A 24,818-nucleotide genomic window follows, 5' to 3' on the forward strand; every position below is an offset into this window, starting at 1 on the left:
GTGATGGCGGGACAATCGGAGTAAATCGATGAGCAAAACGCAGATTTTGGCGGCGCAGGCAGGTGAAATCACTCCGGAGATGGAGTTTTGCGCAAAACGCGAAGATCTGGCGGTCGAATTGATTCGCGACGAAGTGGCGGCCGGCCGCATGGTGATCCCGGCCAACAAGGTCCACGCCGCGGGCGCTCTGGAACCGATGTGCATCGGGGTGGCGGCCAAGTGCAAGATCAATGCTAACATCGGCAACAGCGCCGTGACCAGTAACGCCGGTGAGGAACTGGAAAAACTGCACACGGCGGTTCATTTCGGCGCCGACACGGTGATGGATTTGTCGACCGGCAAAGACATCGACAACATCCGCCGGCAAATCATCGAGAAAAGCCCGGTGCCGATCGGGACGGTGCCGATCTATCAGATGCTGGAAGAGCTCGGCGGCAACATCGAAGACATGAACGCCCAGCACTTTCTCGATATGGTCGAGCACCAGGCCAAGCAGGGCGTCGACTACATGACGATCCACTGTGGGGTGAAACTGGAGCACCTGCATCTGAGCATCAACCGGGTGACGGGGATCGTCAGTCGCGGCGGTTCGTTGATCGCCAAATGGATGATGGCTCACAACAAGCAAAACCCGCTTTACGATGCCTTTGATGACCTGTGCGACATCATGCGTGAGTATGACGTCACATGGTCGCTGGGCGATGGACTGCGACCCGGTTCGATCGCCGATGCGTCCGATGAGGCTCAGTTTGCCGAGTTGGAGGTGTTGGGCGAGCTGACCAAACGCGGCAAAAAGAACGGCACGCAAGTGATGGTCGAAGGGCCGGGGCATGTGCCGATGCATCAAATCCAAATGAACATGGAAAAACAGGCAGAGCTTTGCGAGGGGGCGCCGTTCTATGTGCTGGGGCCGTTGGTGACTGACATTGCTCCCGGATACGACCACATCACCAGCGCAATCGGCGCGGCGATGGCGGGTTGGCACGGTGCGGCGATGCTGTGTTACGTCACTCCCAAAGAACACCTGGGATTGCCCAACGAAGAAGACGTCAAGCAGGGGGTGATCGCCTACAAGATTTCCGCCCACGCGGCTGATGTCGCTCGCGGCCGCAAGGGGGCTCAAGACCGCGACGACGCGCTCAGCAAAGCCCGGTTCGAATTCGATTGGAACGAGCAATTTCGGCTTTCGCTTGACCCCGAAACCGCGCGCCGTTACCACGACGAAACGCTTCCCCAAGACACCTTCAAGAGCGCCCACTTCTGCAGCATGTGCGGTCCCAAGTATTGCTCGATGAAGATCACCGAGGACATCCGCAAGATGGCCAAGGACAAGCAGCTCGTCGGGCTGCCGGTCGCCGAGTGAGTGGGTTGCCGGTTGTCGATTGCGACGGATGCGGCGTCTGCTGCATGCACATGGGTTTTCCGGCGTTCAATTTGACGTTGGATCAGTTGTCCGACGTGGAACGCATCGATCGGGCATCCCTATCGGATGTGGCGTCGGCTGACCTGGCGCGTTGGGTCGCCATGCCGGTGGGCCTGCGCGATGGGATTTTGGAGCAGATGGCCGGGCACGTTGCGCCGAGAAATGGGGCGCTGGACGGACCTTGTACGTGGTTGGACCGACAGACAAAGCGGTGTCGCCATCATCAGCACCGGCCACAGGTCTGTCGCGATTTTTCCGTCGGGGGCGTGGGTTGCCTGCAGTGGCGGGCGGCGTATGCCGACGCGAATGCATCGTAGGGTTTGCGGTGGATGACCGTTGTCATCAATCGTTCGACCCTCCCCTCGCTACGCTCGACCCTCCCTGCCAGGGAGGGTTAATCCATCACTTGGGTACGCTGGCCCTCGCTACGCGGCCGGCTGTTCGCTCGGCTTGGTGCCGATCAGGATGCCGGTGCCACGCAGTTTCCAGAGGAAAAACAGCGAGCCGACCAGCATCAGCGCGCTGGAGACATAGAACATGCTTTGCGGGCGGTTGATGAACGCCGGCATCACGGCCCAGTACAACAGTCCCGCGACGGTCATGAAGGCGAAGGAGACGGCGTTGGCGGTGCCGAGGAATTGGCCGCGCTCGTCATCCGGGGAGAGTTTCTGCAACAGTGCCTGGAGCGGGATGATGTAGAAACCGGCAAAGAAGCCGGCGCAGAAGATAAAGAACGCGACGTTGCTGAGCGCGACGCGAACCATCGGTCGGGCGTCGGGCATCCAGGGCGGAACGGCGGCCAGCAGGAAAAAGAACACCACCAATCCCGCCGCGCCGATCGTCGTCAACCGCGGTTCGATTTTGTCGCCGCTGATGAAGCCGGCAACGGCACAGCCCAGGCCGATCGCAACGCCCAGCACGCCCATCAGCACGCTGGCTTCGTCGTCCCCCACGCCCAGCACTTCGGGGTACCGGAACAAGGTCGAAAGGGCCAGTCCGGCCAGCAGGTAAAAGTAGCCCCAGGCCATCATCACCATCAGCAATCGCGTTTGGCCCATCTTGCGGATCGTTTCGATGTAGATCGCAAACGGGTTGTAGTCGATTTGCAGATCGCGATCGCCCGGTTGCAGACGCGTGATCATCAAACTGGCGACGAATCCCAGAATCGCGGTGGCGACAAACAACGCGAGCGGAAGCCAGGCCGTCCGCGCCACGCCCTCGGCCCCGTGATAGCGGACACTTGCCGATCCGGCGATCACCGTGCCCAGAATCACCGCGATGTTGGTCATCATGTTGATCGATCCGTTGGCCCGGCTGAGGTGACGGTCGCTGACCAACTCGGGGATCATGCCGTACTTTGCCGGGCCAAAGAATGAGCTTTGACAGGTCAGGGCGATCAGCGCCAGCAGTGTCAGGTACAGGTTTTCGAAATAGAACCCCAGGCCAGCGGTCAGTGCGATCGGTATCTCGGCGATTTTGACCCACACCGTTACGGTGCGTTTGGAGTAGCGGTCGGCGATTTGGCCGGCGAAACCCGACAGCAGTAGGAACGGGAGCGTGAAGCAAATGCTGACGATGCCTTCGCCGCCATCGCCGAGTTGGCCTTCCCAGACGCCGCGAACGACGGCAAAGGCCAGGATGACTTTCAACAGGTTGTCGTTCATCGCCCCGAAGAATTGAGCCACCATCAGGCCCAGAAATCCGGCATTGAACAGCTTGGCAGGAGGCTCTTTCACGGTGCGGCGCTGATGCGGTTGGTGGCGATGCGTCGGTCGGGTGTCGGCCGATTGTAGCATCACCCCTGTCCCGCGATCAGATCGGTTTTGGATGGATGCCAGCACGTGCCGCTCGCTGACCGGCCTGTTGATTTAGTCGAAACGAAACAGCTAACGACTAGCCGATGGGCGCTAGCCCGGTTTTGCGGCGGCGAGAACCGCGGCTAGCGCCGTGCGGCTGATTCGATCAACAGGCCGTGACGCTTCCCGCTGGCATGGGTTGCCAGCACGTGACGTCAGCTAGTGGCGGGCGCTGGAGGCGGGGTAAAACTCTTCGGCCGCTCGCTGACGCTTCCCGCTGGCAGGGGGCTGGATCGACGAGCCTGGGAGCCTCTCTCGACCTTATTGGTTGAGTGATTCTTCGACGACTTCCTTTCCAGATCGCGTGCCCAGGGCGCCCCACAAGCCGTAGGGGCTTTCGACACCTGCGGTCGGTTGGGGGGCGTTGGAGTTGCCGGATTCGACCGAGTCGGTGATGAAGACGACGGCGCCGTCGCCCATCAGGACGTGGCAGCCACCGGGGTGTCGGCTGCCCGGCGGCGCGATCGCTTCGTTCTCCGGGAACCCGTTGGTGCAGAGTCCCTTGTTGGGCGGCAGGATGCAATTGACCTCGGTGTAGACCGGGCGTGCGTTGCACCAACGAAACCCTCGCCCGATGCCGACATCGGCCGGATACGGCTGGTCGCCTGGAAAGTTACCCAACATGCCATCGGGGTCGAGCCAAAACCCCGGGCGGTCCGGGTTGACGAAGTTCTCTTCGCAGTAGTTGGGGTTGGCCGCGATCGACCCGATGATGCTGACTGCAGGCGTCGTGCGTTTATCGCCGTCGCTGAGGTCGGTGATGATTTCGCCCATCGCGATGGTGTTGGAAAGCCCGTCCAGCACGTCGCGGAAACGCGTGAATTCGCGTGGCAAGAAGAACCCACGGTTCAACTTTCCGTTTTGGTCGTCCAGCGAATTCACGATCTGTAAGCCAGCATCCTTCGCTCCGAACGTCATGCTGCGGTTGTCACCACATTGTGGTCCGTAATTGGAGCGTCCCATCGCCGGCAAGCCTTCACCGGGGTCACTGGGGCAGCGGAACGTGGGGAGGTCCGTCCACCACGGGTCATAGCCGTTGCGGGCGGGATCGGTCGCGCTGCCAGGGGTCGGTGTCGGACCCATGGCGGGAAACGTGAAGGCGACCGGCATGGCGATCGGGAGCGGTTGGCTGATCGCTTCCCAGAGCGCTTGTTGTTCCATGTAGGGCGTCAGCGGGACCAGCATGCTGAGCAGTTCATGGTTGCCAAAGTTATTGCTTTCCCACCAACTGGTCACACCGCCGGGGCCGTTGACCAGCGGCGCGACGGGGGTCGTGCCGCCGTAATTCATCGGCAGCCGCTGATAGGCGGAGTGGTAGTTTTGCAACGCCAATCCGATCTGCTTGAAGTTGTTGCTGCAACTCATTCGTCGTGCCGCTTCACGTGCCGCTTGGACGGCAGGCAGCAGCAGTCCGACGAGGATGCCGATGATGGCGATCACCACCAACAATTCGACCAGCGTAAAGCCGGCTCGGGGCGAATCACGTCGCATAGAACACTCCAAGGTTACGGAGACAAAAGAAAGGGATTTCGGTTCGGACGAGTAAACGGCTCACGTGGCGCAAAACTATTGGCCCATCTGCTTCGACATTGCTTCATCGTACTTCGCCTTTTGCGCGTCCGACATGGCGTCGTATCCCGAGGCCGTCGCGTCGCCACCGGTCGGCTTGCCGACGGTCGTCGAGCTGCCACATCCGGTCACGGCGATACCGCCAATCGTCAAACAAAACAGAAGGAGCACTGAACGCGTCATGGGGGATCCGGTGAACAGACGAGTCGCTGGTGGGGGGCGACGGCTGGAAAAGAGCAGAAATCCTCAGCACTAGACTACACTTCGCCAGATCGCACATCAAGCAGCGCCTGGGTCGACGTCAAACCCCCGCTGACGATTGGCGGATTGCCAAGACCGTCGGCAATTGCAGTCCCCCGCGATCGGCGATCAGGTGTTGACGGCGCACCAAGGCACTTCGCTAGAGAAGACGCGCAATCGGGAAAGACATGCCGCATCGTTCAACCTTTCCCCTAGTGCCGCGGTTCTCGCCGCCACAAGACCGGGGCTAGCGCCCATCGGCTGATCGTTAGCTTGGCCATTTCGATTCAATCAACCGACCGGATAGTTTGATGCTGACAGAGCACGAGGCCGCTACTGCGAGCGGTAGTGCCGGACCGCTTCGGGCAGCGGGTATTCGGTCAGATCGCGGTCGCCCGGCCAGTCGACGATTTCAAGCAGCCGCCGGTAGCCGCGTGAGACCAGTTGGCGTCGCTGGGCGACGAAATCACCGTCCAGGTGGGCCAGTGCCATCGGTCCAGCGATGACCACCGGCTCGAACTGGTCGTCATCGATGAATTGAGCCAGGACGGGGTTGCAGCGGATGTGTCGCTCGGCGGCCGTGTGCAGGGTTTCCGGATCGAGCTCGCCGATGACGTAACGCAGGTACAAGTCACTTTCGACGATCGAGGTCACGTCTTGGCCGCAGACGTCGCAGCGGTAACCCTCGTCACACTTCATCACATCTCCAGCACGTCAAACATGTCGTACATGCCTTCGGGTTTGTCGCTCAGCCATTTGGCGGCGGCCAAGGAGCCGGCGGCGTAGCAATCGCGGCTGCTGGCGGCCACGTTCAATTCGATCCGTTCGCCCAGCATGCCGAAAACGATCGTGTGTTCGCCGGGATTATCGCCCACGCGAACCGCGTGGTATCCGATTTCGTTGCGGGTTCGCTGGCCGGTGTGGCCTTCGCGGCCGTGGACGTGTTTGGTGTCGTCGCCCAATTTTTCGGCGATCAAGTCACCGAATTTCAGTGCCGTTCCGCTCGGCGCGTCGGCCTTGTAGCGGTGGTGTCGTTCGATGATTTCGATATCCAACCCGCCCGGCACGTCCAACAGTTTCTCGGTGATCTGTTGGGCCAGTTTCATCGACAAATTGACTGCCAGCGACATGCTGGGGGCCCAGACGATCGGGATACTTTCTGACGCTTCGTTCAGGCGTTCGACTTGGGCGTCGGTCATGCCGGTGGTGGCCACGACGAGTGCGGTTTCGTGCAGTTCACATTTCTCGATACAGCGATCGATCGCCTCGGGCAACGAAAAATCGATCACGACATCGGCATCCGTGGGCCACTTGGACGACAGCGGGATGTCCAGCGTGTCGACGCCCGCCAAGTCGCCGGCGTCCTGGCCGAGCAGCGGGTGTTGGTCGTTTTCGATCGCCGCGACCAGTTCCAGGGCAGAATCTTCCGATGCCAGCGCGACGACTCGGCGACCCATGCGACCGGCCGCTCCGTGGACGGCGATTTTCAGTGGAGTGGACATGGTGGGTGGGGTGCTCGTCTGGGGAAGCGGGTTCGAAAGGGGAACGGAGCCGTAATGTAACTCTTGGCGACGCGGGGCGGCAGGGATGCCGATGGGAAGAACCCCCCGGGCTTCGTCGACACTTGATTCAGGGGTCGGGCTGGACTGTCGCCGGCCTCTCCGAGGTCGGCGCGGAGCAAAGCTTTGCTTTTTTGCTCCCGCGCCGAGTTCGGAGAACACGGCGACTCTTAGAGTGCAACCACGCAGTGGGCCCTGAGTTCCCGCAGGTTGATCTGGGCAAGCGGGGCGAACGATTCTACCGTGTAGGGCCTTTCCAGTTTTCAGCGGACAACCTTACAACGCGGGCCAAGGAATGCTGGCAACGTCAACACCGGATCATAGAAAGACAATGAATCAGGCTGAATCGACCATCGACGGCCCCGAGACCGCACCTGCCGCTGCGACGTCGCGACCGCCGAGGTCGCTGGTGGGCCGATTTTGGGTGTTTCTGGGGATCGCGGTGGTCGGCGGAGGGTTGGATTTGTGGACCAAGGAGGCGGTGTTCCGCTGGCGCGGGCTGCCGACCCAAAGCGACATCTGGTGGGTCTGGGAGCCGTATTTCGGGATCGAGACGGCCGTCAACATCGGAGCGGTGTTTGGGGTCGGGGCCGGACGCGGCACCTTTTTCGCCGCCATGAGTGTCGTCGCCGCGATCGGCATCGTGATCTGGTTGTTCTGGTTTCGGGCGGCCGAATCACGCTGGTTGACCGTCGCGCTGGGGCTGGTCGGCGGCGGAATCATCGGCAACCTTTACGATCGGTTGGGATTGTGGTGGCAACCCGGCTACCCGGAACAGTGGCAAAGTGGCGTCCGCGATTGGATCTTGTGGCGGATCAACGAACAGTGGACTTGGCCGAATTTCAATATCGCCGATTCGCTGTTGGTGGTCGGTGCGGGGATGTTGCTGTACCAAAGTTTTTTTCCGGGGCAGTTCATCGACTCATCGGCCGACGATCAGAACACGCCAGATCACGAGACACATTCAGATTCAGACGCATGACGGATTTAAACATGGACTCATCGACATTGCAGGGACCTGCCGACTGGTCGTCGCTGGAATCGGGGCGGCTTTCGGCCATGGTTTCCATCGCCCGGGCCGCCGGAGAACACACGCTGAAGTACTTCGGCACGGGAGAGTTGCACGTCGATGCCAAAAGCGATGATTCGCCGGTGACGATCGCCGACCGGGAAGCCGAACAGCTCGTTCGCCGAAAGATCGCCAAGGCCTTTCCCGAAGACACGGTCCAAGGCGAAGAGTTCGCCGAGACGGTGGGCCAATCCAATTACCGCTGGGTCGTTGATCCGATCGACGGAACGAAGTCGTTTGTGTGCGGCGTGCCGCTGTATTCGACGTTGTTGGCGCTGGAGAAAGACGGCCAACCGATCGGCGGCGTGATCTTCATTCCCGCTCTCGGCGAGATGGTGGTCGCGGCGTTGGGGCAGGGGTGTTGGCACCAGCGCCGCGAGACCGATGGGGCGCCGGCGGAATGGACGCGGGCTCGTGTCTCCGAACGAAGTGAGCTTTCGCAGGCCGTGTTCGTGACCAGCGAAGTGGGCTCGTTCGATGCCCGCGACCGGGCGGAGACTTACAAACAGATCGAACGGGCGTGCTGGATCACCCGGACCTGGGGCGACGGTTACGGTTACCTGATGGTGGCGACCGGGCGGGCCGACGTGATGATCGATCCGATTTGCAACGCCTGGGATGTCGCTGCGATTCTGCCGGTGATGGTCGAATCGGGCGGCCGTTTCACCGATTGGAAGGGCGTCGCGACGGTTCGGGGCGGTGACGGCGTGGGCACCAACGGAGTGCTTCATGATGCCGTTTGCCGGATCTTGGGTTGCGATTGACCGCGGCGGGGTGGTATTCGGTCGGAGGCGACGGCCCGGAAGGGACCGTCGTACAGAGGGGCGGTGAAGAGTCAGGACACGGGGACGGTTTGGCGGCGGTGAGTCGAAGTCCCCCACAATATCAGGAGCATGCAGGATGCATTGGCGAGTCGGATTGCTGGGATTGGGGTTGCTTTCGGCGTTGGTCGTCGGCGGTGTGGCGGACCAGCCCGGGACGTACGGGATTCCGGAAAACATCGGTGCAGAAGGCTTCGAATCTGGCTTGCCCCCCGAACAGGTGTCGCAGCCGAGCGGCGCGTCGCTGATGCAGCTGTCCGCGTCGGAAAAGGGGCCTCAGGTTGCTGCGGCGGGGGAGTTGATCGGGTTTAACGGATTTACCGGCTCGGGAAGTCAAACAATTACGCTGGTTCATACCGGAAAAATGCAAATCGCCGTGTATCATATCGATAGGTCGGGCCAGATCCGCTTGGTCAGCAGCCGCCCGATCGATGCCGACTTCTCCTTATCGCTTAACCTGACGAAGCCACTTCCCGGACAAATCCGGCAACTTGGCAGTCCGGCGAAGTAGCGACTGCCGGTGATCCGAGCGATAGGGAAACAGGGCAATCAATCATCAACTTTGTCTTTCCCCCGCTCGAATCAATCCTCGCCCATGTCTTATCTGTCACTTGAAGAAGCTGCTTCGAAACTTGGCATCAGCACCGATCGCCTGGTCGAACTTCGCAGCCAAGGCCAAGTCCGCGGTTTTCGTGACGGTTCCAGTTGGAAATTTCCCGAGACGGAGATCGACCGTTTGGCCGACGAACTGGCCGACGGCTTCGGATCGGGGATCCTGGTCGACGAATCGGGGATGGGATCGGGCAGTGTGATCGGAGGCGATTCGCCGGGCGAGGGCGAAGGCAGCGATCTGGGCATCGGCAGCGAGACGCCCGGCGAGGGCAGCGACGTGAACCTGGTCACCGGATCGAAAGAAGATGGCAGCGATGTCGAACTGGTCACATCCGACAGTGGCAAGCTGAGCGACGATTTGGAGCAGGACTCGCTGTTTGAGAGCGACGAAAACGCGCTGCAGGAAATCGATTCGGCCGAATTGAAACTCAATGACCCGGCGTTGATGGACGACAGCATCGATTCGATCGACATCGCCATCGATCCCAAAGAGGGCAGCACCGGTCCGGTCGCCAAAGCCGAAATCAAGGACGAAGCGGAGAAAATCTCGATCAGCGACGTGGATGTCGCTGACGACGCCAGCTCGGACGAAGAGTTCGCGTTTTCCGGATCGCTGGACGAAGACGACAGCGACGATCTGCTGTTGGGCGAAGACAGCGATAGCTTGGATCTGGATTCGCTGAGCGAAGATGAACTGCAGGTCAAAGCGGCCGGGGCGAGCAGTCTGGAACTGATGAACGAACTCGATTCGCCGGATTCGGGCGAGAAGATGAAATCGTCCGGTGCGGACGTCTTGAGCGAATTGGACTTGCTGGGCGCCGAACAATCCGGCAGCGGCAGCGGGCTGATCTCCGGCGACAGCGAAAACCTGCTGACCTCCTCCGGGCTGGGCAGCGGACTGGGGTCCAGCGTGATCAACGAAATGGATGACGCCCTGGACGAAGACGACGACTTGGTGATCGCCGACGACGACGCGGATCTGATGCTGGACAGTGTCAGTGACATCTCGGTCGCCGGGGACAGCGGGATCAATCTGATGAGCCCCAGTGACAGCGGCTTGTCGCTCGAAAGTGAGCCCTTGGATTTGGCCGGCAGCAGTCTGTCGGCGCTGGATTTGGGGGCCGAATTGACCGACGGCAGCGGGATTTCGGGATCCAGTGGCAAGAATGCCGGCGGCAGCGGCTCGGGCTCGGACGAAGAATTCCAACTCTCGCCGTCGGGCGTCGGGCTGGATGCCGATCTGGAAAGCAGCTCACAGGTCATCGAAGTCGAAGATTCCGAAATGGTCGGCGACGCCGTTGATTTCCAGGATGATTTCGGCGACGACGCGGGGTTTGCCGACGCCGGATTCGGTGACGCCGAAGCGGTGGCAGTCGACGCGTTTGACGAAGCGCCGGTGGCCGAGGGCGGACTGGGCGAAGACCCCATGGCAGGGGAGGCGATCGAGATGGACGAGGTCGACGAAGCCCCCGCGGTCGGCGCGGCCGTCGCCGGGGTGGGATACGAAGTCCCCTTCTCGTTGATGCAGTGTTTATCGCTGATGTTCATCATCCTGACGCTTTCGTTGGGCGGCATGCTGATGTCCGATCTGGTCCGAAACATGTGGGCTTACAACGAGATCTCCGCGCCGGTGAGCGCCCTGACGGATTCGCTGATTGGCTTAATGGGCTGGGATTCCTGAGCCCCGGTCTGGGCTTTCAGCGCCTGTGAGTCCCTGGGCGGATTCGTTAAAGGGGCTGATGGGCTGGGATTCCTGAGCCCGGTCTGGCTGTGGCGGGTACGAAGAACGGTGGTGGCGCGTCTATACTGACACTGCTCGGATGCCACACTCCCGCCGGAAACGGATTTCACCCTCCCGCCCGCCCCGCTTTTGATCGCGCCCATGATTCCGGATCTGACAGAGAACTTGCACCGCCACGGTGGTGGGATCCGACGACGGTTGGCCGTGCTGCCGGTGCTGATACTGGCGCTCGTTTGCCTGGCCGGTTGTGAGCAGCCCGAAGGGATCGTCACCTACAAGATCCCCAAGAAGGTCCCCGAGCAGCTGTTGCCCGGTAAAGAACGCTTGCTGGCGGTGATGGTTCCCCGCGGCGAAAAAGTCTGGTTCTTTAAAGTCTTGGGCCCCGAAGACGCGGTCGCCCGGATCGATGACGCCTTCAAAGCATTTGTCAAAAGTGTCCAGTTCGATGCCAATGACGAACCGGTTCTCGAATCGTTGCCCGACGGCTGGCGTCGCGGCGGAGAAAAGCCGATGCGATTCGCGACGATCGACATCAATACGCCCGAAAAACAACTCGACCTGAGCGTTTCCAATCTGTCGGTCCCCGGCACAATGGACCGAGACGCATGGGACGACTACGTCCAACAAAACGTGAACCGGTGGCGCGGCCAAGTCGGCTTGGACCCGTCGACCGAAACCTGGTCCGGCGGCGAAGCGATCGATGTCGACGCGGCCCAGGGCGATGCCGTCTGGGTCGATCTGGTCGGTGTCCCGGGCGCTGGATCGGCGCCGATGGGAATGATGTCCGGTGCAGGAATGCCTGGAACTGGATTGCCCAGCGCCGGGATGTCCAGCGCCGGGATGCCCAGCGCCGGTCCGCTGACGAGTCCAGCGGGCGGGGCGACCACGGCGGCGACGCCGACGTCACCACTGGAATTTGAAACCCCCGACGGTTGGAAAAAGCTGGACGTCCGGCCCGGCGGGATGCGTGAAGCCGCCTTCCGCGTCGGTGAGTCCGAAATCACGGTGATCACGGCCGGTGGTGACCTGCGCAGCAACGTCGCACGTTGGATGGGGCAGGTCGCCGGAGATTCTCCCGAGGATGCGGCGGTCGACGAGATGCTGGCCGGGGCACAGAAATTCGATGTTTCCGGCCGCCCGGCGCAGCGGTTTATCATCGCAGGCGACGCCGAAAAGGGACAGAAATCGATCGATGCGACAATTGTTGAAATGGCAGGCGGCCGCAGCAAGTTCATTAAAATGACCGGTGACGCGAAAACGGTCGCGGATCAATCCGAAGCGATGCAAGCGTTTTTGGATTCGTTGTCGTTTTAGGATGGTGGGAGAGGCTTCCAGCCTGTCGAGATGCGAGTGACAGGCTGGAAGCCTCTCCGACTCGGGAACGCGATGGATCGATGGCGATAAAACACAATGGTAGATAGAAAATGGCGACACTCCCCAATCCCACCGGCCAGTTCCCCAAAGAGCGTGATGAATCGACGGTGATCTCGTCGGCCGACGTGCTTTCGGCGATCGGGTCATTGAAGCTGACCGTCGGCTTGTTCGCTGCTTCCCTGATCATCGTCCTGGTCGGGACGCTGGCCCAGGACGAGATGAACATGCAGGACGTCAAGGAACGGTACTTCGTTTCATGGATCGCGTGGATGCATTTCGACGACTTCATCCCGCAAGCGTTCTATCGTCACGCCAATCCGATTCCGGGGGTGATCCCGTTTCCCGGTGGGGCGTTGATCGGCGTGTTGTTGATGATGAACCTGATCGCGTCCAAGGCGACTCGGTTCCGCGTCTCCGCGTCGGGCGGTCGATTGGCTGCGGGCATCCTCTTCATCTTGGCCGGTTTTGTTGTCGCCGGATTGATCATCGCCAGCGGACACAGCAGTGACGGATTGCAGGGCGCACCGCCGATCTCTTACCCCGCACTTTGGAACGTGTTGCAGGGGATCGGGATTGCCGGTGCGATCGGTTTGACCGCCGTGTCGACGAATGTCAAACATCGTTCGCTGCGCATTGCCGGTTACATCGGCGCGGCACTCTTGGCCGGCGTCGTCGTTTACACGTTGTTCAGCGGTTCGCGGATCGGTGATCCCGGATTGCGGATCGTTTGGCAACTGGCCAAGGGGCTCGGTGCCGGTGTGATTTTGTTGGTCGGATGTTTGCTGATCTTCGGACGCCAGGGCGGCAATTTGTTGCTGCACTTCGGCGTCGGGCTGTTGATGTTCGGCCAATTCGCCTTCGGTGACCGCCAGTTGGAACAACGGATCAGTCTGGTCGAGGGCCAATCGACCAACGCATTGATCAATCTGGACAAGATCGAACTGACCTTCGTCCAGCCTGGCGAAGAAGAAGACACGGTGACGGCGATTCCTGGGACGCAGATTGACCAGGCACTGTCCAGCGGCGAACTAATCCGCGACGACGCCTTGCCGGTTGATGTGAAGGTGGTCGCGTTTTACGAAAACTCGGATCTGGTCAATCCGAAACCGACCGGCAACCCGGCGACCAAGGGGGTCGGGTTGGAAGTCCAGGCGGTCCAGGCGCGCAAGCGTGGCGGCACGGATGGGGAAGTCAACGTGGCGTCGGCCTACATCGAATTGATCGACAAGGAGACGGGCGAGTCGCTGGGCACGCACCTGGTCAGCCAAATGTTGTCCGACCGAGAGACGTTGATCCCCGGCGGATCGGCCAAGGACGTCTACGACGAAGTCACGATCGGCGAGACCGAGTACAAGGTCGGGCTGAAGTATCACCGCGAGGTGAAACCGTATTGGGTTCACTTGGAAGACGTCCAGCGTCGCAATTACAGCGGGACCGAAACACCGCGAGATTACAGTTCGTACATCCGCATCGTCGACACGGAAACCGGCGAGGACCGTCGTGAACGTGTCTGGATGAACAACCCGCTGCGGTATCGCGGCGAGACGTTCTTTCAATCCAGTTACACGCCGCTGCCCGGTGGGAAGGAGATGACGGGGCTTCAAGTGGTGCGCAACAGCGGCTGGCTGATCCCGTATGTCGCCTGCAGCATCATGGCGCTGGGCATGCTCGCACACTTCACCGGAACGTTGAAACGTTTCGTCGGCAGGCGCGAACGCGAGCGGGCCAAGGAGATGGCGGCCATGAGCGCCGATGAACGCCAGGTGATCACGTCCTCGCGACCGGCCGTGATCGCGTTCAACGTCGCCGCCGTGCTCGCCTTGATGTTGCTGATCCCGTGGTCGGCCGCGATGACGACGCTGCGTCCGGGTTCGCGTGACAAGGGCTACGATTTCTACGCCGCCGGCAAGATTCCCGCCCAGTTCGGCGGCCGGATGTTGCCGCTGGATTCCTTTGCCCGCCAAACGCTCAAGGCGATCAGCAACCGAGAATCGCTGCCGATGGAGAATGCTCCGGGCGCGATCAAGAGCCGTGTTGATAAGAAGTCCATGTCGGCGATGCAATGGTTGATGGAAGTCGCGATCGATGATCCGGCACTTCGTTACCTGCCGATGTTCCGGGTCGATGCCGAAGAAGTCCGCAGTCAATTGAAGTTGGAACGACGCAAGAGCAAGCTGTACTCGCTTGACGAGCTGTTGGCCGAATGGCCCAAGGCGGACGCGTTGATCAAGGCGGCTCGCGGCAAGGACGAAGCGGCGTTGTCGTTCAAGGAACAGAAACTGCTGGAGCTGGATCTTCGCACGCGTCAGTACATGGTGACCGCCGAAGCATTCCAATTGCCGCGGCCGCCGGAAATTCCAACGGACAACCTGCCCGAAGGCATCACCGAAGAAATGGTGCAGCGGTTCGCGCTGGGTGAATTGCAGCGAAGGATGGAATCGATCCAGACGATGCGGACGGCGCGGATCATTCCTCCGACCGCTGACGAGGCGGCCGATGCGGTCAATGATCCCGATTGGACCGCCTTTGCCCCCGCGTTCTTTGACGATGCCGCCAAGGGCCCGTCACAGGACTCCGATCGCAAACTGGCGTCGGATCCCTTCAGCCGAATGATCGAAACCTATCAGGACGAAAAGAAGGATTTTGAAGGGTTCAACCAGGCCGTCGATGACCAGTTGGCACTGTCGACCGCCTATCCGATTCCCGGGTTGAATTCCAACAAAGTGGCGCTGGAACGTTGGATGGAATCCAATTCGCCCGAAGTGCGTTCGACGATTCTGTACATCCTGTCCATGATCATGGCATTGGCGTTCCTGGCCGTCGGTGACCATCGATTAAGAAACGCGACCTGGGGCGTGTTGCTGGTCGCCGCCCTGATCCACACGGTCGCCATCTTGAGCCGGATTTACATCACCGGTCGCGCGCCGGTGATCAACATTTATTCGTCCGCCGTGTTCATCGGTTGGGCCGCGGTGTTGGGCGGGTTGGTGATCGATCGGATCTTCCGTTTGGGATTCGGTAACTTGGTCGCCGCGACCGCCGGAACGCTTTCGTTGTTGGTCGCCCGAGGGCTGAGCAGCGGGGATACGATGCCGGTGTTGCAAGCCGTGCTGGATACCCAGTTCTGGTTGGCGACGCACGTGATCAGCGTTTCGCTGGGTTACGTGGCGACGTTGGTCGCCGGGATGCTGGGCATCGGCTACCTGATCAGCAACTGGGTCGGGGCGGAAGAGAAAGCGGGGCGATCACTGTACCGGATGGTGTACGGGGCGGCTTGCTTCGGGATCCTGTTCAGCACCGTCGGGACGATTCTCGGCGGGCTGTGGGCCGACGACAGTTGGGGCCGGTTCTGGGGCTGGGACCCCAAAGAAAACGGCGCCTTGCTGATCGTGATTTGGAACGCGCTGATGTTGCACGCCCGTTGGGACGGGATGGTCAAGGCACGCGGTTTTGCGATTTTGTCCATCGGCGGCAACATCGTCACGGCGTGGAGCTGGTTCGGGACGAACGAACTGGGCATCGGATTGCACAGTTACGGCTTTACCGAAGGCGTGTTGATGTGGCTGATGATCTTCATGGCCACCCAATTCGCGTTTTTGATCGCGGGGCTCGTTGCCTGGCGAAAGCCGGCGTGAGGTGCAATCTGGTCAGCTTCGGCGTAGCCACGCTCGATGCGAGCGTGGACAAACGCCGCGGACCACCTTCTGGCGAAGGTAGCTACGGTTGACTGGCGACGTGCGAAACGTGGCGCCGTCCGCGCACCCGGCCACTACTCCGCCATTTGCCGCCGTCCCAAATTGCCGTAGCGGTGGTAGTCGTCGGAGATCGATTGCTCGTTCAAGTAACGCAACATTTCGATCTCCGCGTCATCGAGCACCGTTTCGGCGATGATGCTGATGAATTCGTTCCTGCAGGCGTCGTGGATGATCGTGGGAAGCGACTTGGTGGGCAGCAGCAGACGCAGGCGGTCGACGCGACCGTCGGAGATCTCGTCGGCCAACGACACGTCGGATTCCTGCACCCATTCGCAGCGCCACGTGGAGCTGGCGTTTTCAATCAGGTGATCTGAAATCGCTTCCAACGTCGGGATCAATGCCTCGGCGTCATCGGCGATGGAATAGGTCACGACACATTTGGCCGCCGCCGCGGCGAGCATGGAGATGGCCAGATCGCCAGCCGTTTCATCGCCCCGCAGCCGGACACGAAGCTGGCCGACCGGCAGGTAACGCCGCCAATTGTCTTGGCCGGTCAATCGGAAGTGGTCATGCATCGTGCCGGTAAGTTCCCGGACGACTTGTCTGGCCGATGCCGCGAATCGCGAGACGCGGTTGGCGTCGATGTCGGCTGTGTCGATTGACTCGATCGCACGTTGCGCGTCGTCGATCGATGTGGTGTCGGCCGTCTGTTTTGATGCCGCGTCACCGGGGGCATTGGTGATTGCGTTCGCATCGTTTTCCAAACGCATCAGCGGCAGGACGTAGTGTGGTCCACCGGCTTTGGCACCCGGCCCATAGCCGCTGCTGCCGATGCCGCCGAAGGGTTGACGCAACACAATCGCGCCGGTCGTGGGGCGATTGAGGTACAGGTTGCCGGCGCGGATATTGTCACGCCAAAGTTCTTGCTCGCGGTCGTCCAAACTTTCCAACCCGCTGGTCAGACCGTAACCGGTCGCATTGACCATCTCGATCGCTTCTTCGAGTCGAGTGAACGACATCACGCCCAGCACGGGACCGAACAATTCGGTGCGATGAGTGAAACTGCCGCGGCGAACGTTCCATTTGATTCCCGGTCGATACAGTTGGCGATTGTCTCCGATCCGCCGCGGCATCACCAACCATTCTTCACCGGATTCCAATTCCTTGATGCCTTGTTCCAGCTCACCGCTGGGCGGACGAATCAATGGGCCGACGCGAGACGATAGATCCCAAACCGATCCGACCGGCAGGCTTTCCGCCGCATCGGCTAGCGTGTTTCGGAAGTCCTTGTCGTTGTAGACCTCTTGGTCGAGCAACAGCAGCGACGTGGCACTGCATTTTTGTCCGGAGTGGCTGAAGGCACTGTGCAAGACATGCTTGATCGCCAGGTCACGGTCGGACAGCGAGGTGACGATCGTTGCATTCTTGCCGCCGGTTTCTGCGATCAGGTGTAACTCGGGCCGCAGCTTGAGCATTGTTTTGGCGGTTTCCGTGCCGCCGGTCAGAATCACGGCCTCGATTCGCGGGTCGGTGACCAATCGTTTGCCCGCACCCGACCCGCTGCAGGGAATCAATTGCAGCGCCGTCTGGGGAACACCGGCGTCCCAAAAGCACTTGGCCAACAGATAGGCCGGCAAGACGGTATCGCTGGCCGGTTTCAGAATCACCGTATTGCCGGCGGCCAGTGCGGACACGACCCCGCCACAGGGAATCGCCAGCGGGAAGTTCCAGGGGCTGATCACCGCGACGGTCCCGCGCGGTGATGCCGAAAACGGACTTTGGCGATCCTGGGCACGCTGCAGGTACGCCTGGACGGTCAACGGGTAGAACTCGGTGAAATCGATCGCTTCGCTGACTTCCGGGTCGGCCTCGCCGATCAGTTTTCCGCCGTCGATCATCATCGCACCGATCAAGTCGCCGCGTCGCTGGCGCATGTTCTGTGCGGCCGCTCGAAACAATTCGTACCGCGCGTCCCAGGACATCTGACGCCATTGATCCGGATCGTTGCTCGCGCACGCGATCGCATCATCGACGTCTTGGTCGGTCGCCTGGGTGAATCGACAGGCGACGTGATCGGGGCGTGACGGGTCGGCCGATGCTTTCAAGGCACGATCGTCCGACTCGGTGGATGCATTCGGATCCCGTGTTTCGCCGCCGACGTTCAAGGGGATATGCACGGCGCGGTCATCACAGCGGTCTTTCCAGTCGTTTACGATCGACTCAGCCCACTCGCTGTGCTGCGTGAGCGCCCAATCGGTGTCCGGTTCATTGACGAAGGAACTCCAATGGGCCGCTGCGGCCGGTTGGGTGGGTGGCTGACGTCGGTCTTGGCTGCGACGGGGCTGTGCCGAAACGCTGTCGATCATCGCCAGTGAATCGCGAAAGCCGTCGGCCAGTCGGTTCCAGGTGTCCGAGTCCGGCGTCAGGCGGAATGAATAACGCAGGAAGTTCTCTTTGCCGGTGTTTTCGTCCAAACGGCGAATCAAGTAGCCGATCGCATTGATAAAGTCTTCACGGCGACAGGCCGGGGCGTACAGCAGCATCCGCGGTGCGGATTCAAATAAGGCGCGGCGTTGGTGATTGGCCATCCCTTCGAGCATCTCGAACTGCATCCGCTCCAGCGCCGTCGATCGACCCGACTCGGAAGCGTCGGCCGCGGTCAGCGGTGTGCGCGATCCCCACAGCATCGCCAGCGCGATGTCGAACAGGTTGTGCGACGCGACTCCGATCACCAGATGGCCTTGGGCGGCGGCCGCGATCATCGACCGCAACATGCGTTTGAAATTCGCATCGGTTTGGGTCTTGTCCGTGTACGGCGTTTGTGGCCAACCGCCCAACGAGGCTTCGACACGCTCCATCTCCATGTTGGCGCCCTTGACCAACCGGACGGTGATCGGAACACCGCCGCGTTGAACTCGCTTGGCCGACCAGGCGATCAGATCGGTGAGGACGTTGAAAGAGTCGGGGATGTAGGCTTGCAACGCAATCCCGGCACGGACCTTTTCCAGCCCCGGTCGATCGAGTGTTTCGACAAACGCGTCGGCGGTCAGATGCAGATCGCGGTACTCTTCCATGTCCAGATAGACAAACTTGGAACTGGACGTGCGATCGGGGCGGGTGAATCGTTCGCGGGCGGCGGCGCGATACAGCAGTTCCAAGCGATCGGCAACGATGCCGACGGTGTGACGGCGGGCGATCGTTGAAACCTGGCTCAGCAACGTCGTCAGTTTGACGCTGATGCACGCGATCTCGGGGATTTGTAGTGCCCGCAGGTAGTTCTGCAAGCGACGATTCGCTTCTTCTTCGCCGAGCAACGATTCCCCTAGGAAGTTGACGTTCATCAGCACGCCGGAGTCCTGGCGCGCGGCCAAGTGTTCTCGCAACGGTTGGTCTTCGGCCGGCAGGATCACGTTGGCCGTTTCCTGTCGCATCTTGTCTTTGACCAGCGGCACGGCGACGCCGGGCAGGTAGCCGCCAAAGGTTTGGAATCCGCGGAGCATGGTTTGTTCCAACGGGCTGAAGAAACGTGGCACGCCTTGGACGTCCAAGATGTGCGTCAACTGATCGGCGACGCGGGCCGGGCTGTGCGTGCGAAAGGCCTGGTCGGTCATCTCCACCAGCGTGGCCTTGTCCTCGGGCCGGCCGATCATCCGGTCCAATTCGGCTTGTTGATGACGTTCCTGAGGGGTTTGCAAGGCACGCGAGCGAAGCAACAGTGACTTGGCAATCTCGATCGCCGCGGCGGCATCGTCATGCGGGTGTTGGTTTGCGATTGCCAACAACGTGGCAAGGTCCAGCGGGGGCTCAGTCATCGCAGAAGGTTCCGAACGTGAAGGTCGAGAGCGTGGAATTGTTTTATAGCAGCAATCGAGCGTGTGTCCGTCTAACGTCGATGCCGACCTGTGTGGTCAGTTGATGATCTGCCGTTAAGAGCGGGCGTACGGCATCGAATCACTCCAGGGCTCATCCCCAGCCCTTCTCTGTGCGCAAAGCCGGGGGAGAAAGGAGCCATGGAAAAGGATGTAGACGCCAATGCTTCCAGTGAGGGGCGCGGAGGAGTTTGCGTTCAGAGCGGGGAGGGTTCGCTGTGGCTCGGAAGCACCCCATCACCACCAATCGACCCTCCCCTCGCTACGCTCGACCCTCCCGGCCAGGGTGGCCTGGTGAAAAGTACGTGGCGTCGAAAAGTGGTGAACCGGCAACGATTGAAAATTGCAAAATGAACAGTGCAAATTGCGAAATGATTGGAGCGACGATTCCCGGAAAATTTGAATTTTGCAATGAACAGTTTGCAATTTGCAATCGAGGGATCCAGCAGAATCGCTGAACGTCCCCGAACCTAACCAACGTTCCAGGTTCCATTGATTTTCGCCAGGCCACGGCCAGGGAGGGTTGGTTCTCCGCTTCGCTACTGCTGGCGGATCGAGGCGTCGCCGTCCAGGTTGCGAACGCTTCGAAACGCTGCGGATGGTAAAGCGTCGTCGGCTGGGGCGGGGGAAGAGGGCAGTAGGATCGAATTCCACGCCGCCATCCAGCGGCTCGGCGGGGCCAGCATCGCGGTGATCCGGTCGGCATCGATCAGTTCTGCCGGTGGGGCGGCGATCGGCCGACCGCGGGAGTACAGCACGACGTTGTCGCCGATGCCGGTCAGCGTCATCGTTTCGTCGCGGATGTCAAAGTTCAGCGCCAATTCGCACTCGATGCCGTTCGGATTGGGAACCAATTCACGCTCGTCGACGGCCATCCCCAGGTGATCTCGCATCGCCGCCAGCAGCGGTGTCTTGATCCGCAAGTTCGCCGGCTTGGACGATTTGAGTGTGCCGACCAAGTTGACCGATTCGCCGGGATGAATCACGCAGCGTCGAAACTGGACTTCCGCTTCGCCGATCACGCGGTGCGGCAAATGATCGGTCAGGTCGTTCAAGCTGAGCTTGTTCAGCGAGGAAGATCCCAGGTCATAGGTCCAACCGTGGGGCGTTTGCCGGCATGCGATCACGCCGACGAATTCCGCGTTTGCTCCCAGATGCTTGATCGCCGGTGCGTACTCGGCCAAGGCGGAGCAGGGCAGGGCGGTGCCTTCGGTCGAGAGCACCAATTCGGTCGCCGGCAGTTCGCGATTCCGATCGCGGAACAGTTCGACATGCAGACGCGGGCCGACGTGACGTGTGGCATGCCCGGCCCGAGCGATCATGCGAACGCTGTCGCCCTCCGGCGTGATCTCCGCCGAGACGTCGACCGGGGGCATCGATCCGGTGCGGCTGAGGATGCTGACGTCGGTCGCCAGGATCGAAATCGGAACCAACGTCTGGGCCGGACGGCTGATCAAACGGTCGTGCAGCATCGTCCAAGCGTGACCGAGCCCGGCCGACTGGAATTCCGGCTGGTGCAAAATGATCGCCGCCCGCTCACGTTCGACAAGGTAATCGATCAATCGGATTGTCACGACGTGCTGGCGGGAATCCGGATCGCGGACGCGGACGTTTTCCAACAGGTACTTGCCCGGCGCGACACGCTCGCAACGACCGATTTCAAACACCAACCCCGTCTGCAGATTCAGATGATGCGTCAGCTCGGCCAGCTTGTTGGCCTGGTACCACGGCGTCCAGGTGACCAGGATCGAGAGGAAAACGATCGAGGTCGGGACCGCGCAGCAGAAAACGAACAACAATCGAGCGACGGCTCGCTGGGTCCGTTCATGCATCCATGCAATCCCCTGGGGTGGCGACAGTTCATTCAAGATTCTAGGTGGCCGGCGGGGGACAAGGGTAGATCGTTTCGGCCGCCGAGGGTGATTGGAGGGAAGAGAGTTTTGCTAGCAAGTAAGGGGAGTGGGGAGTGGGGAGTGGGGAGTGGGCAGGAAAATGGGGGGCAGCCGGCAGTAGGCAGTTCGAAAAACCTGAAACCTGCCGACTCGAAACTTCACTCCACGGGCGTGTCGTAGGCCCAGATGACGGTTTCGATGCCGTGGTTTTTCAGCCAGGCGTGGACGGTGGCGTAGCCGGCGGCGGCGTCGCGGGTGGGGGATAGGTGCAGGTAGACGAGTGATCGGCCGTCGCGCTGCAGGGGGAAGGTCTCGCTGAGGAGTTCGTCTTCTGGTTCCAAGCGGTAGGCGTCGACGTTGACGCTCGTCTCTCGGAGGGGATGGGCCGGGTGCAGGTAGCCGAGTTCGGGCAGCAAGGGGGCCAACGCGTCGGGCAGCGTCGGAGGCGGTCCTTTTTGCTCATGCGGGCGTTCGTCTTGTCGCCAGGCCTCGGATTCGGACTCGAAGTCCAGGTAGGCGTTGTAGAGACGTCGCGCGGCGCCGTCGCTGGATTCGGCTTGCTCGCCGATCCAATCGATTCGATTCTGTTGGATCTGTTCGAAACGCTCGGCAGATTGACGCATCAGCTTGCGAAAGTCCATCGGTTCGTCGTCTGCCGCCGCGTCATCCTGGTCGGCCGGCGGTGGCTGTTCCCAGGGCAGCGGTTGGGTTTTGCCTTGCAGGACACACAGTTTGGCTTGCAATCGCAGTTGGTCTTCGGTCGCTTGGATCTTGGGGGTCCAGGGGGCGATCGCGACCGAATCGCCGATGTTGTACGGCATGTTTTCGGAGGCTCGGATCAGTTCGTCGGCGGTGTCGCTGGAGACGGCGACGATCAATTGTGGGAAGTCGCCGTCGAACGATCGCCGCCACCGGGCATCGGTTAGCCGATCGAGTCGTGGGTCATTGGCCGCGAACGCTTCGAAGCCTTTGGCAAAATCTTCGTCGTTGAATCGGGCAGCGTCGCGGTCGGCGATTGTGCTGGTGAACACGACGTTGCCGAGTCTTGCGACCGAGTCATCGGTCGATTCGACCAGCGTGTCATAGGCCTTGCGGGCGGCGTCGGCATCGGCAAATCGCCACACCAACAAGTCCAGTTTTGTCGCCGTGGGGTCGACGTCGGGAGCCCCCAGCCGGAATTGACCGTCGTCGGTTTCGACTTGTTCATACTGCGATTCGAATTCGGGCAGGTCGTCAAACAACCCGCCACCGACACTGGCCAACGTGATCACGATCATGCCCACGACGCCGGAAACCAGCCCGCCGAAATACAGGGCCCAGATCCCCAGGGTCGCCGGCCAGGAGGGCGGTCGGGTGATCACGCTTTCGTAAACCGACAGCGTCAATTTTGCCAGGGTCGACGTGCCCTGGGTCGGCAGATTGGCACGTTGGATTTCATCGACGACCACGCGGATCGCATCCTCGGGCATCCTGTCGTTGCTCGGTTGGGGCAGCTCGCGATCGCGGATCGATTCGGTGACCTTCATCGTGCGCCAGACGGTCGGTAACCCCAGTGCCATTGCGACACCGATTCCAAACAACAACTTTGCATCGAGCAACCAAGCCACCAGCATCAGCACCGCGATCGTTCCGATGCGGAACAGCAAGTCGATGACTTTGGATCGTGAAAACAACGTCACGTGCGCGACCTGGCCTCCGTCCAGGGGCAGAAACGGCGCCAGGTTCAAGACGTTCAGAATCAACGTGATCAATCCGCCTTTGACGCACCACTCGTTGCCGAGCATCAGACCGGCACCGCCCAGCACCAGTCCGATGGCGATGCTGGGCAGCGGACCGGCGAGCGCGACGATCGCCTTTTTCCAACCGTTGACGCGATAGTTGCGGCCGCTGACCGCGGCACCCAGCAACGGGATGAAGAACATGTGGATGTTCTTGTACCCGAACACTTGCATCGCGACGTAGTGTCCTAGTTCGTGGACCAGCAGGATCGGGACCAGGATCAACACCAGTTCCAATTCCCATTGCCACGCGCCGAGCCCGATGAACAGCAAGATGGAAACGGCCAGGATCGCCAATTTCGTCAGCCACCCGGATTGCTTGGTTTCCTGTTTTCGGACCGCTTCGATGATCGGCCGCGTTTCATCGGCGAGCAGGTCGTCAGCGAGCACTTCCGTGGCAGCCACGGCATCGGCGGGAGCGGCCGGCTCTTGGACGTTTGCATCGGCCGTGATCTCGTCGGAGACGTCGACCAGCTCGGCGACTGGGACGTCATCGTCAGCAACGGCAGTCTGGCTTGGAGCCGGAGGGACGAACACGCCGCGATCGACTTGGAAGTCGACAAACTCTTTGTGCGTGTGTTCCAATAAATCAAACGCCGAATCGGTATCACCGGCGATCATCGGCCTTGCGTTTCCCAACACCTTGCGAACATGGGTTTGGTGCAGATCACGCAACTGGTTCGCATCGACTTTGGGATGGTACTGGACGTGCCAGTCGGGCGGATCGAGCAGGTCCCGGGTCGCGGAGGTCGTCAGGATGATTTCCCCGCCGGGGCCGAGTGAATAGAGCGCCAGGCGGGCAAACTTGTTGCGGCGTTCCAAGTTGGGCCACAGCCGATAGCGGATCCAGGCCACGGTCTCGCCGTCGGGCGACCGGTAGGCCGCGCCGCCGTAACGCGTATTGTTCTGTCGGTCGTTGATTCCGATCAGGTCGATGCGGTTGAACCCCAAATCGTGGACTTGCGAATCCAGATCCGTGATCGCGTTCAAAATCTCCGGGTCGACTTTTTCACCCGGCACGCGAAATGGTTGCAACGAGGCGACCGGGGGAAGGTCGGTGGATCCGGGCAGGGGGATCCGCAGCAGTTTGACGACGCACGCGATCAGCAGCACGATCGGCATCGTGATCACGTTGCCTTCGTACATGTACTCGCGGATCGAGACGTGCGGGGCGCTCAGCTTATAGAACATGAAACACGGGTACTCTTCCGGAGTTTAGTTTTCGATGGGGTTGGACAGTCGCCGTCCTCTCCGAGGTCGGCGCGGGGCAAAGCTCTGCTTTTTCGCGCCCGCGCCGAGTTCGGAGAACACGGCGACGCT

General features: G+C 60.9%; 16 protein-coding genes. 8 read left to right on the forward strand and 8 right to left on the reverse strand.

All coding sequences use genetic code 11. The annotated features are described in order from the left end of the window. Positions 1 to 28: 28 nt before the first annotated feature. Complete coding sequence (gene thiC, locus H1B37_RS09020) at positions 29 to 1,363, forward strand: phosphomethylpyrimidine synthase ThiC (protein ID WP_182866313.1); 1,335 nt, start codon at positions 29 to 31, stop codon at positions 1,361 to 1,363. Beyond that, positions 1,360 to 1,740, forward strand: a complete 381-nt coding sequence (locus tag H1B37_RS09025) for a YkgJ family cysteine cluster protein (protein WP_182866314.1) — start codon at positions 1,360 to 1,362, stop codon at positions 1,738 to 1,740. The genes thiC and H1B37_RS09025 overlap by 4 nt, the downstream gene beginning before the upstream one ends. Before the next feature lie 108 nt (positions 1,741 to 1,848). Here the strand turns inward: H1B37_RS09025 and H1B37_RS09030 are convergent, their stop codons facing one another. The 5 genes from H1B37_RS09030 to dapB form a co-directional block, all read right to left on the reverse strand. Then, positions 1,849 to 3,219 (reverse strand): MFS transporter, encoded by a 1,371-nt coding sequence (locus H1B37_RS09030; protein ID WP_182866315.1) that lies wholly within the window; start codon positions 3,217 to 3,219, stop codon positions 1,849 to 1,851. 321 nt (positions 3,220 to 3,540) lie between these two features. Next, complete coding sequence (locus tag H1B37_RS09035) at positions 3,541 to 4,770, reverse strand: DUF1559 domain-containing protein (RefSeq protein ID WP_182866316.1); 1,230 nt, start codon at positions 4,768 to 4,770, stop codon at positions 3,541 to 3,543. 75 nt (positions 4,771 to 4,845) lie between these two features. Further along, positions 4,846 to 5,031, reverse strand: a complete 186-nt coding sequence (locus tag H1B37_RS09040; protein ID WP_182866317.1) for a P-loop NTPase family protein — start codon at positions 5,029 to 5,031, stop codon at positions 4,846 to 4,848. A 390-nt stretch (positions 5,032 to 5,421) separates the two neighbouring features. Beyond that, a complete protein-coding gene (locus H1B37_RS09045) occupies positions 5,422 to 5,790 on the reverse strand; it encodes a hypothetical protein (RefSeq protein ID WP_182866318.1) in 369 nt (122 codons plus the stop codon). Beyond that, positions 5,787 to 6,590 carry a 4-hydroxy-tetrahydrodipicolinate reductase gene (gene dapB / locus H1B37_RS09050; RefSeq protein WP_182866319.1) on the reverse strand — a complete coding sequence of 268 codons (804 nt, stop codon included), beginning with the start codon at positions 6,588 to 6,590 and terminating at the stop codon, positions 5,787 to 5,789. The genes H1B37_RS09045 and dapB overlap by 4 nt, the downstream gene beginning before the upstream one ends. 388 nt (positions 6,591 to 6,978) lie before the next feature. Between dapB and H1B37_RS09055 the strand changes: the two genes are divergently transcribed. The 6 genes from H1B37_RS09055 (at position 6,979) to H1B37_RS09080 (ending at position 15,899) form a co-directional block, all read left to right on the forward strand. Continuing rightward, positions 6,979 to 7,629 carry a signal peptidase II gene (locus H1B37_RS09055; protein WP_182866320.1) on the forward strand — a complete coding sequence of 217 codons (651 nt, stop codon included), beginning with the start codon at positions 6,979 to 6,981 and terminating at the stop codon, positions 7,627 to 7,629. A gap of 11 nt (positions 7,630 to 7,640) precedes the next feature. Continuing rightward, a complete protein-coding gene (gene hisN / locus H1B37_RS09060; protein WP_182866321.1) occupies positions 7,641 to 8,480 on the forward strand; it encodes a histidinol-phosphatase in 840 nt (279 codons plus the stop codon). Between the two features lie 136 nt (positions 8,481 to 8,616). Continuing rightward, entirely contained in the window at positions 8,617 to 9,048 is a 432-nt protein-coding gene (locus H1B37_RS09065) for a hypothetical protein (protein ID WP_182866412.1), read from the forward strand. Between the two features lie 84 nt (positions 9,049 to 9,132). After that, a complete protein-coding gene (locus tag H1B37_RS09070; RefSeq protein WP_182866322.1) occupies positions 9,133 to 10,830 on the forward strand; it encodes a helix-turn-helix domain-containing protein in 1,698 nt (565 codons plus the stop codon). A 201-nt stretch (positions 10,831 to 11,031) separates the two neighbouring features. Beyond that, positions 11,032 to 12,204: a hypothetical protein gene (locus H1B37_RS09075; protein WP_182866323.1), complete on the forward strand. Its 1,173-nt coding sequence runs from the start codon at positions 11,032 to 11,034 to the stop codon at positions 12,202 to 12,204. A gap of 110 nt (positions 12,205 to 12,314) precedes the next feature. Beyond that, the gene (locus H1B37_RS09080) at positions 12,315 to 15,899 is read left to right on the forward strand and encodes a cytochrome c biogenesis protein (protein WP_182866324.1); all 3,585 of its coding nucleotides are present in this window, start codon (positions 12,315 to 12,317) and stop codon (positions 15,897 to 15,899) included. Between the two features lie 134 nt (positions 15,900 to 16,033). Here the strand turns inward: H1B37_RS09080 and H1B37_RS09085 are convergent, their stop codons facing one another. The 3 genes from H1B37_RS09085 to H1B37_RS09095 form a co-directional block, all read right to left on the reverse strand. Further along, positions 16,034 to 19,771, reverse strand: coding sequence for a proline dehydrogenase family protein (locus H1B37_RS09085; protein ID WP_182866325.1), 3,738 nt, complete (start codon positions 19,769 to 19,771; stop codon positions 16,034 to 16,036). A 596-nt stretch (positions 19,772 to 20,367) separates the two neighbouring features. Next, positions 20,368 to 21,660: a hypothetical protein gene (locus H1B37_RS09090; RefSeq protein WP_182866326.1), complete on the reverse strand. Its 1,293-nt coding sequence runs from the start codon at positions 21,658 to 21,660 to the stop codon at positions 20,368 to 20,370. Positions 21,661 to 21,878: 218 nt separating this feature from the next. Then, complete coding sequence (locus H1B37_RS09095) at positions 21,879 to 24,689, reverse strand: site-2 protease family protein (RefSeq protein ID WP_182866327.1); 2,811 nt, start codon at positions 24,687 to 24,689, stop codon at positions 21,879 to 21,881. Positions 24,690 to 24,818 lie beyond the last annotated feature (129 nt).

This window comes from Stieleria mannarensis (assembly GCF_014154935.1).
Taxonomy (GTDB): Bacteria; Planctomycetota; Planctomycetia; order Pirellulales; family Pirellulaceae; genus Stieleria; species Stieleria mannarensis.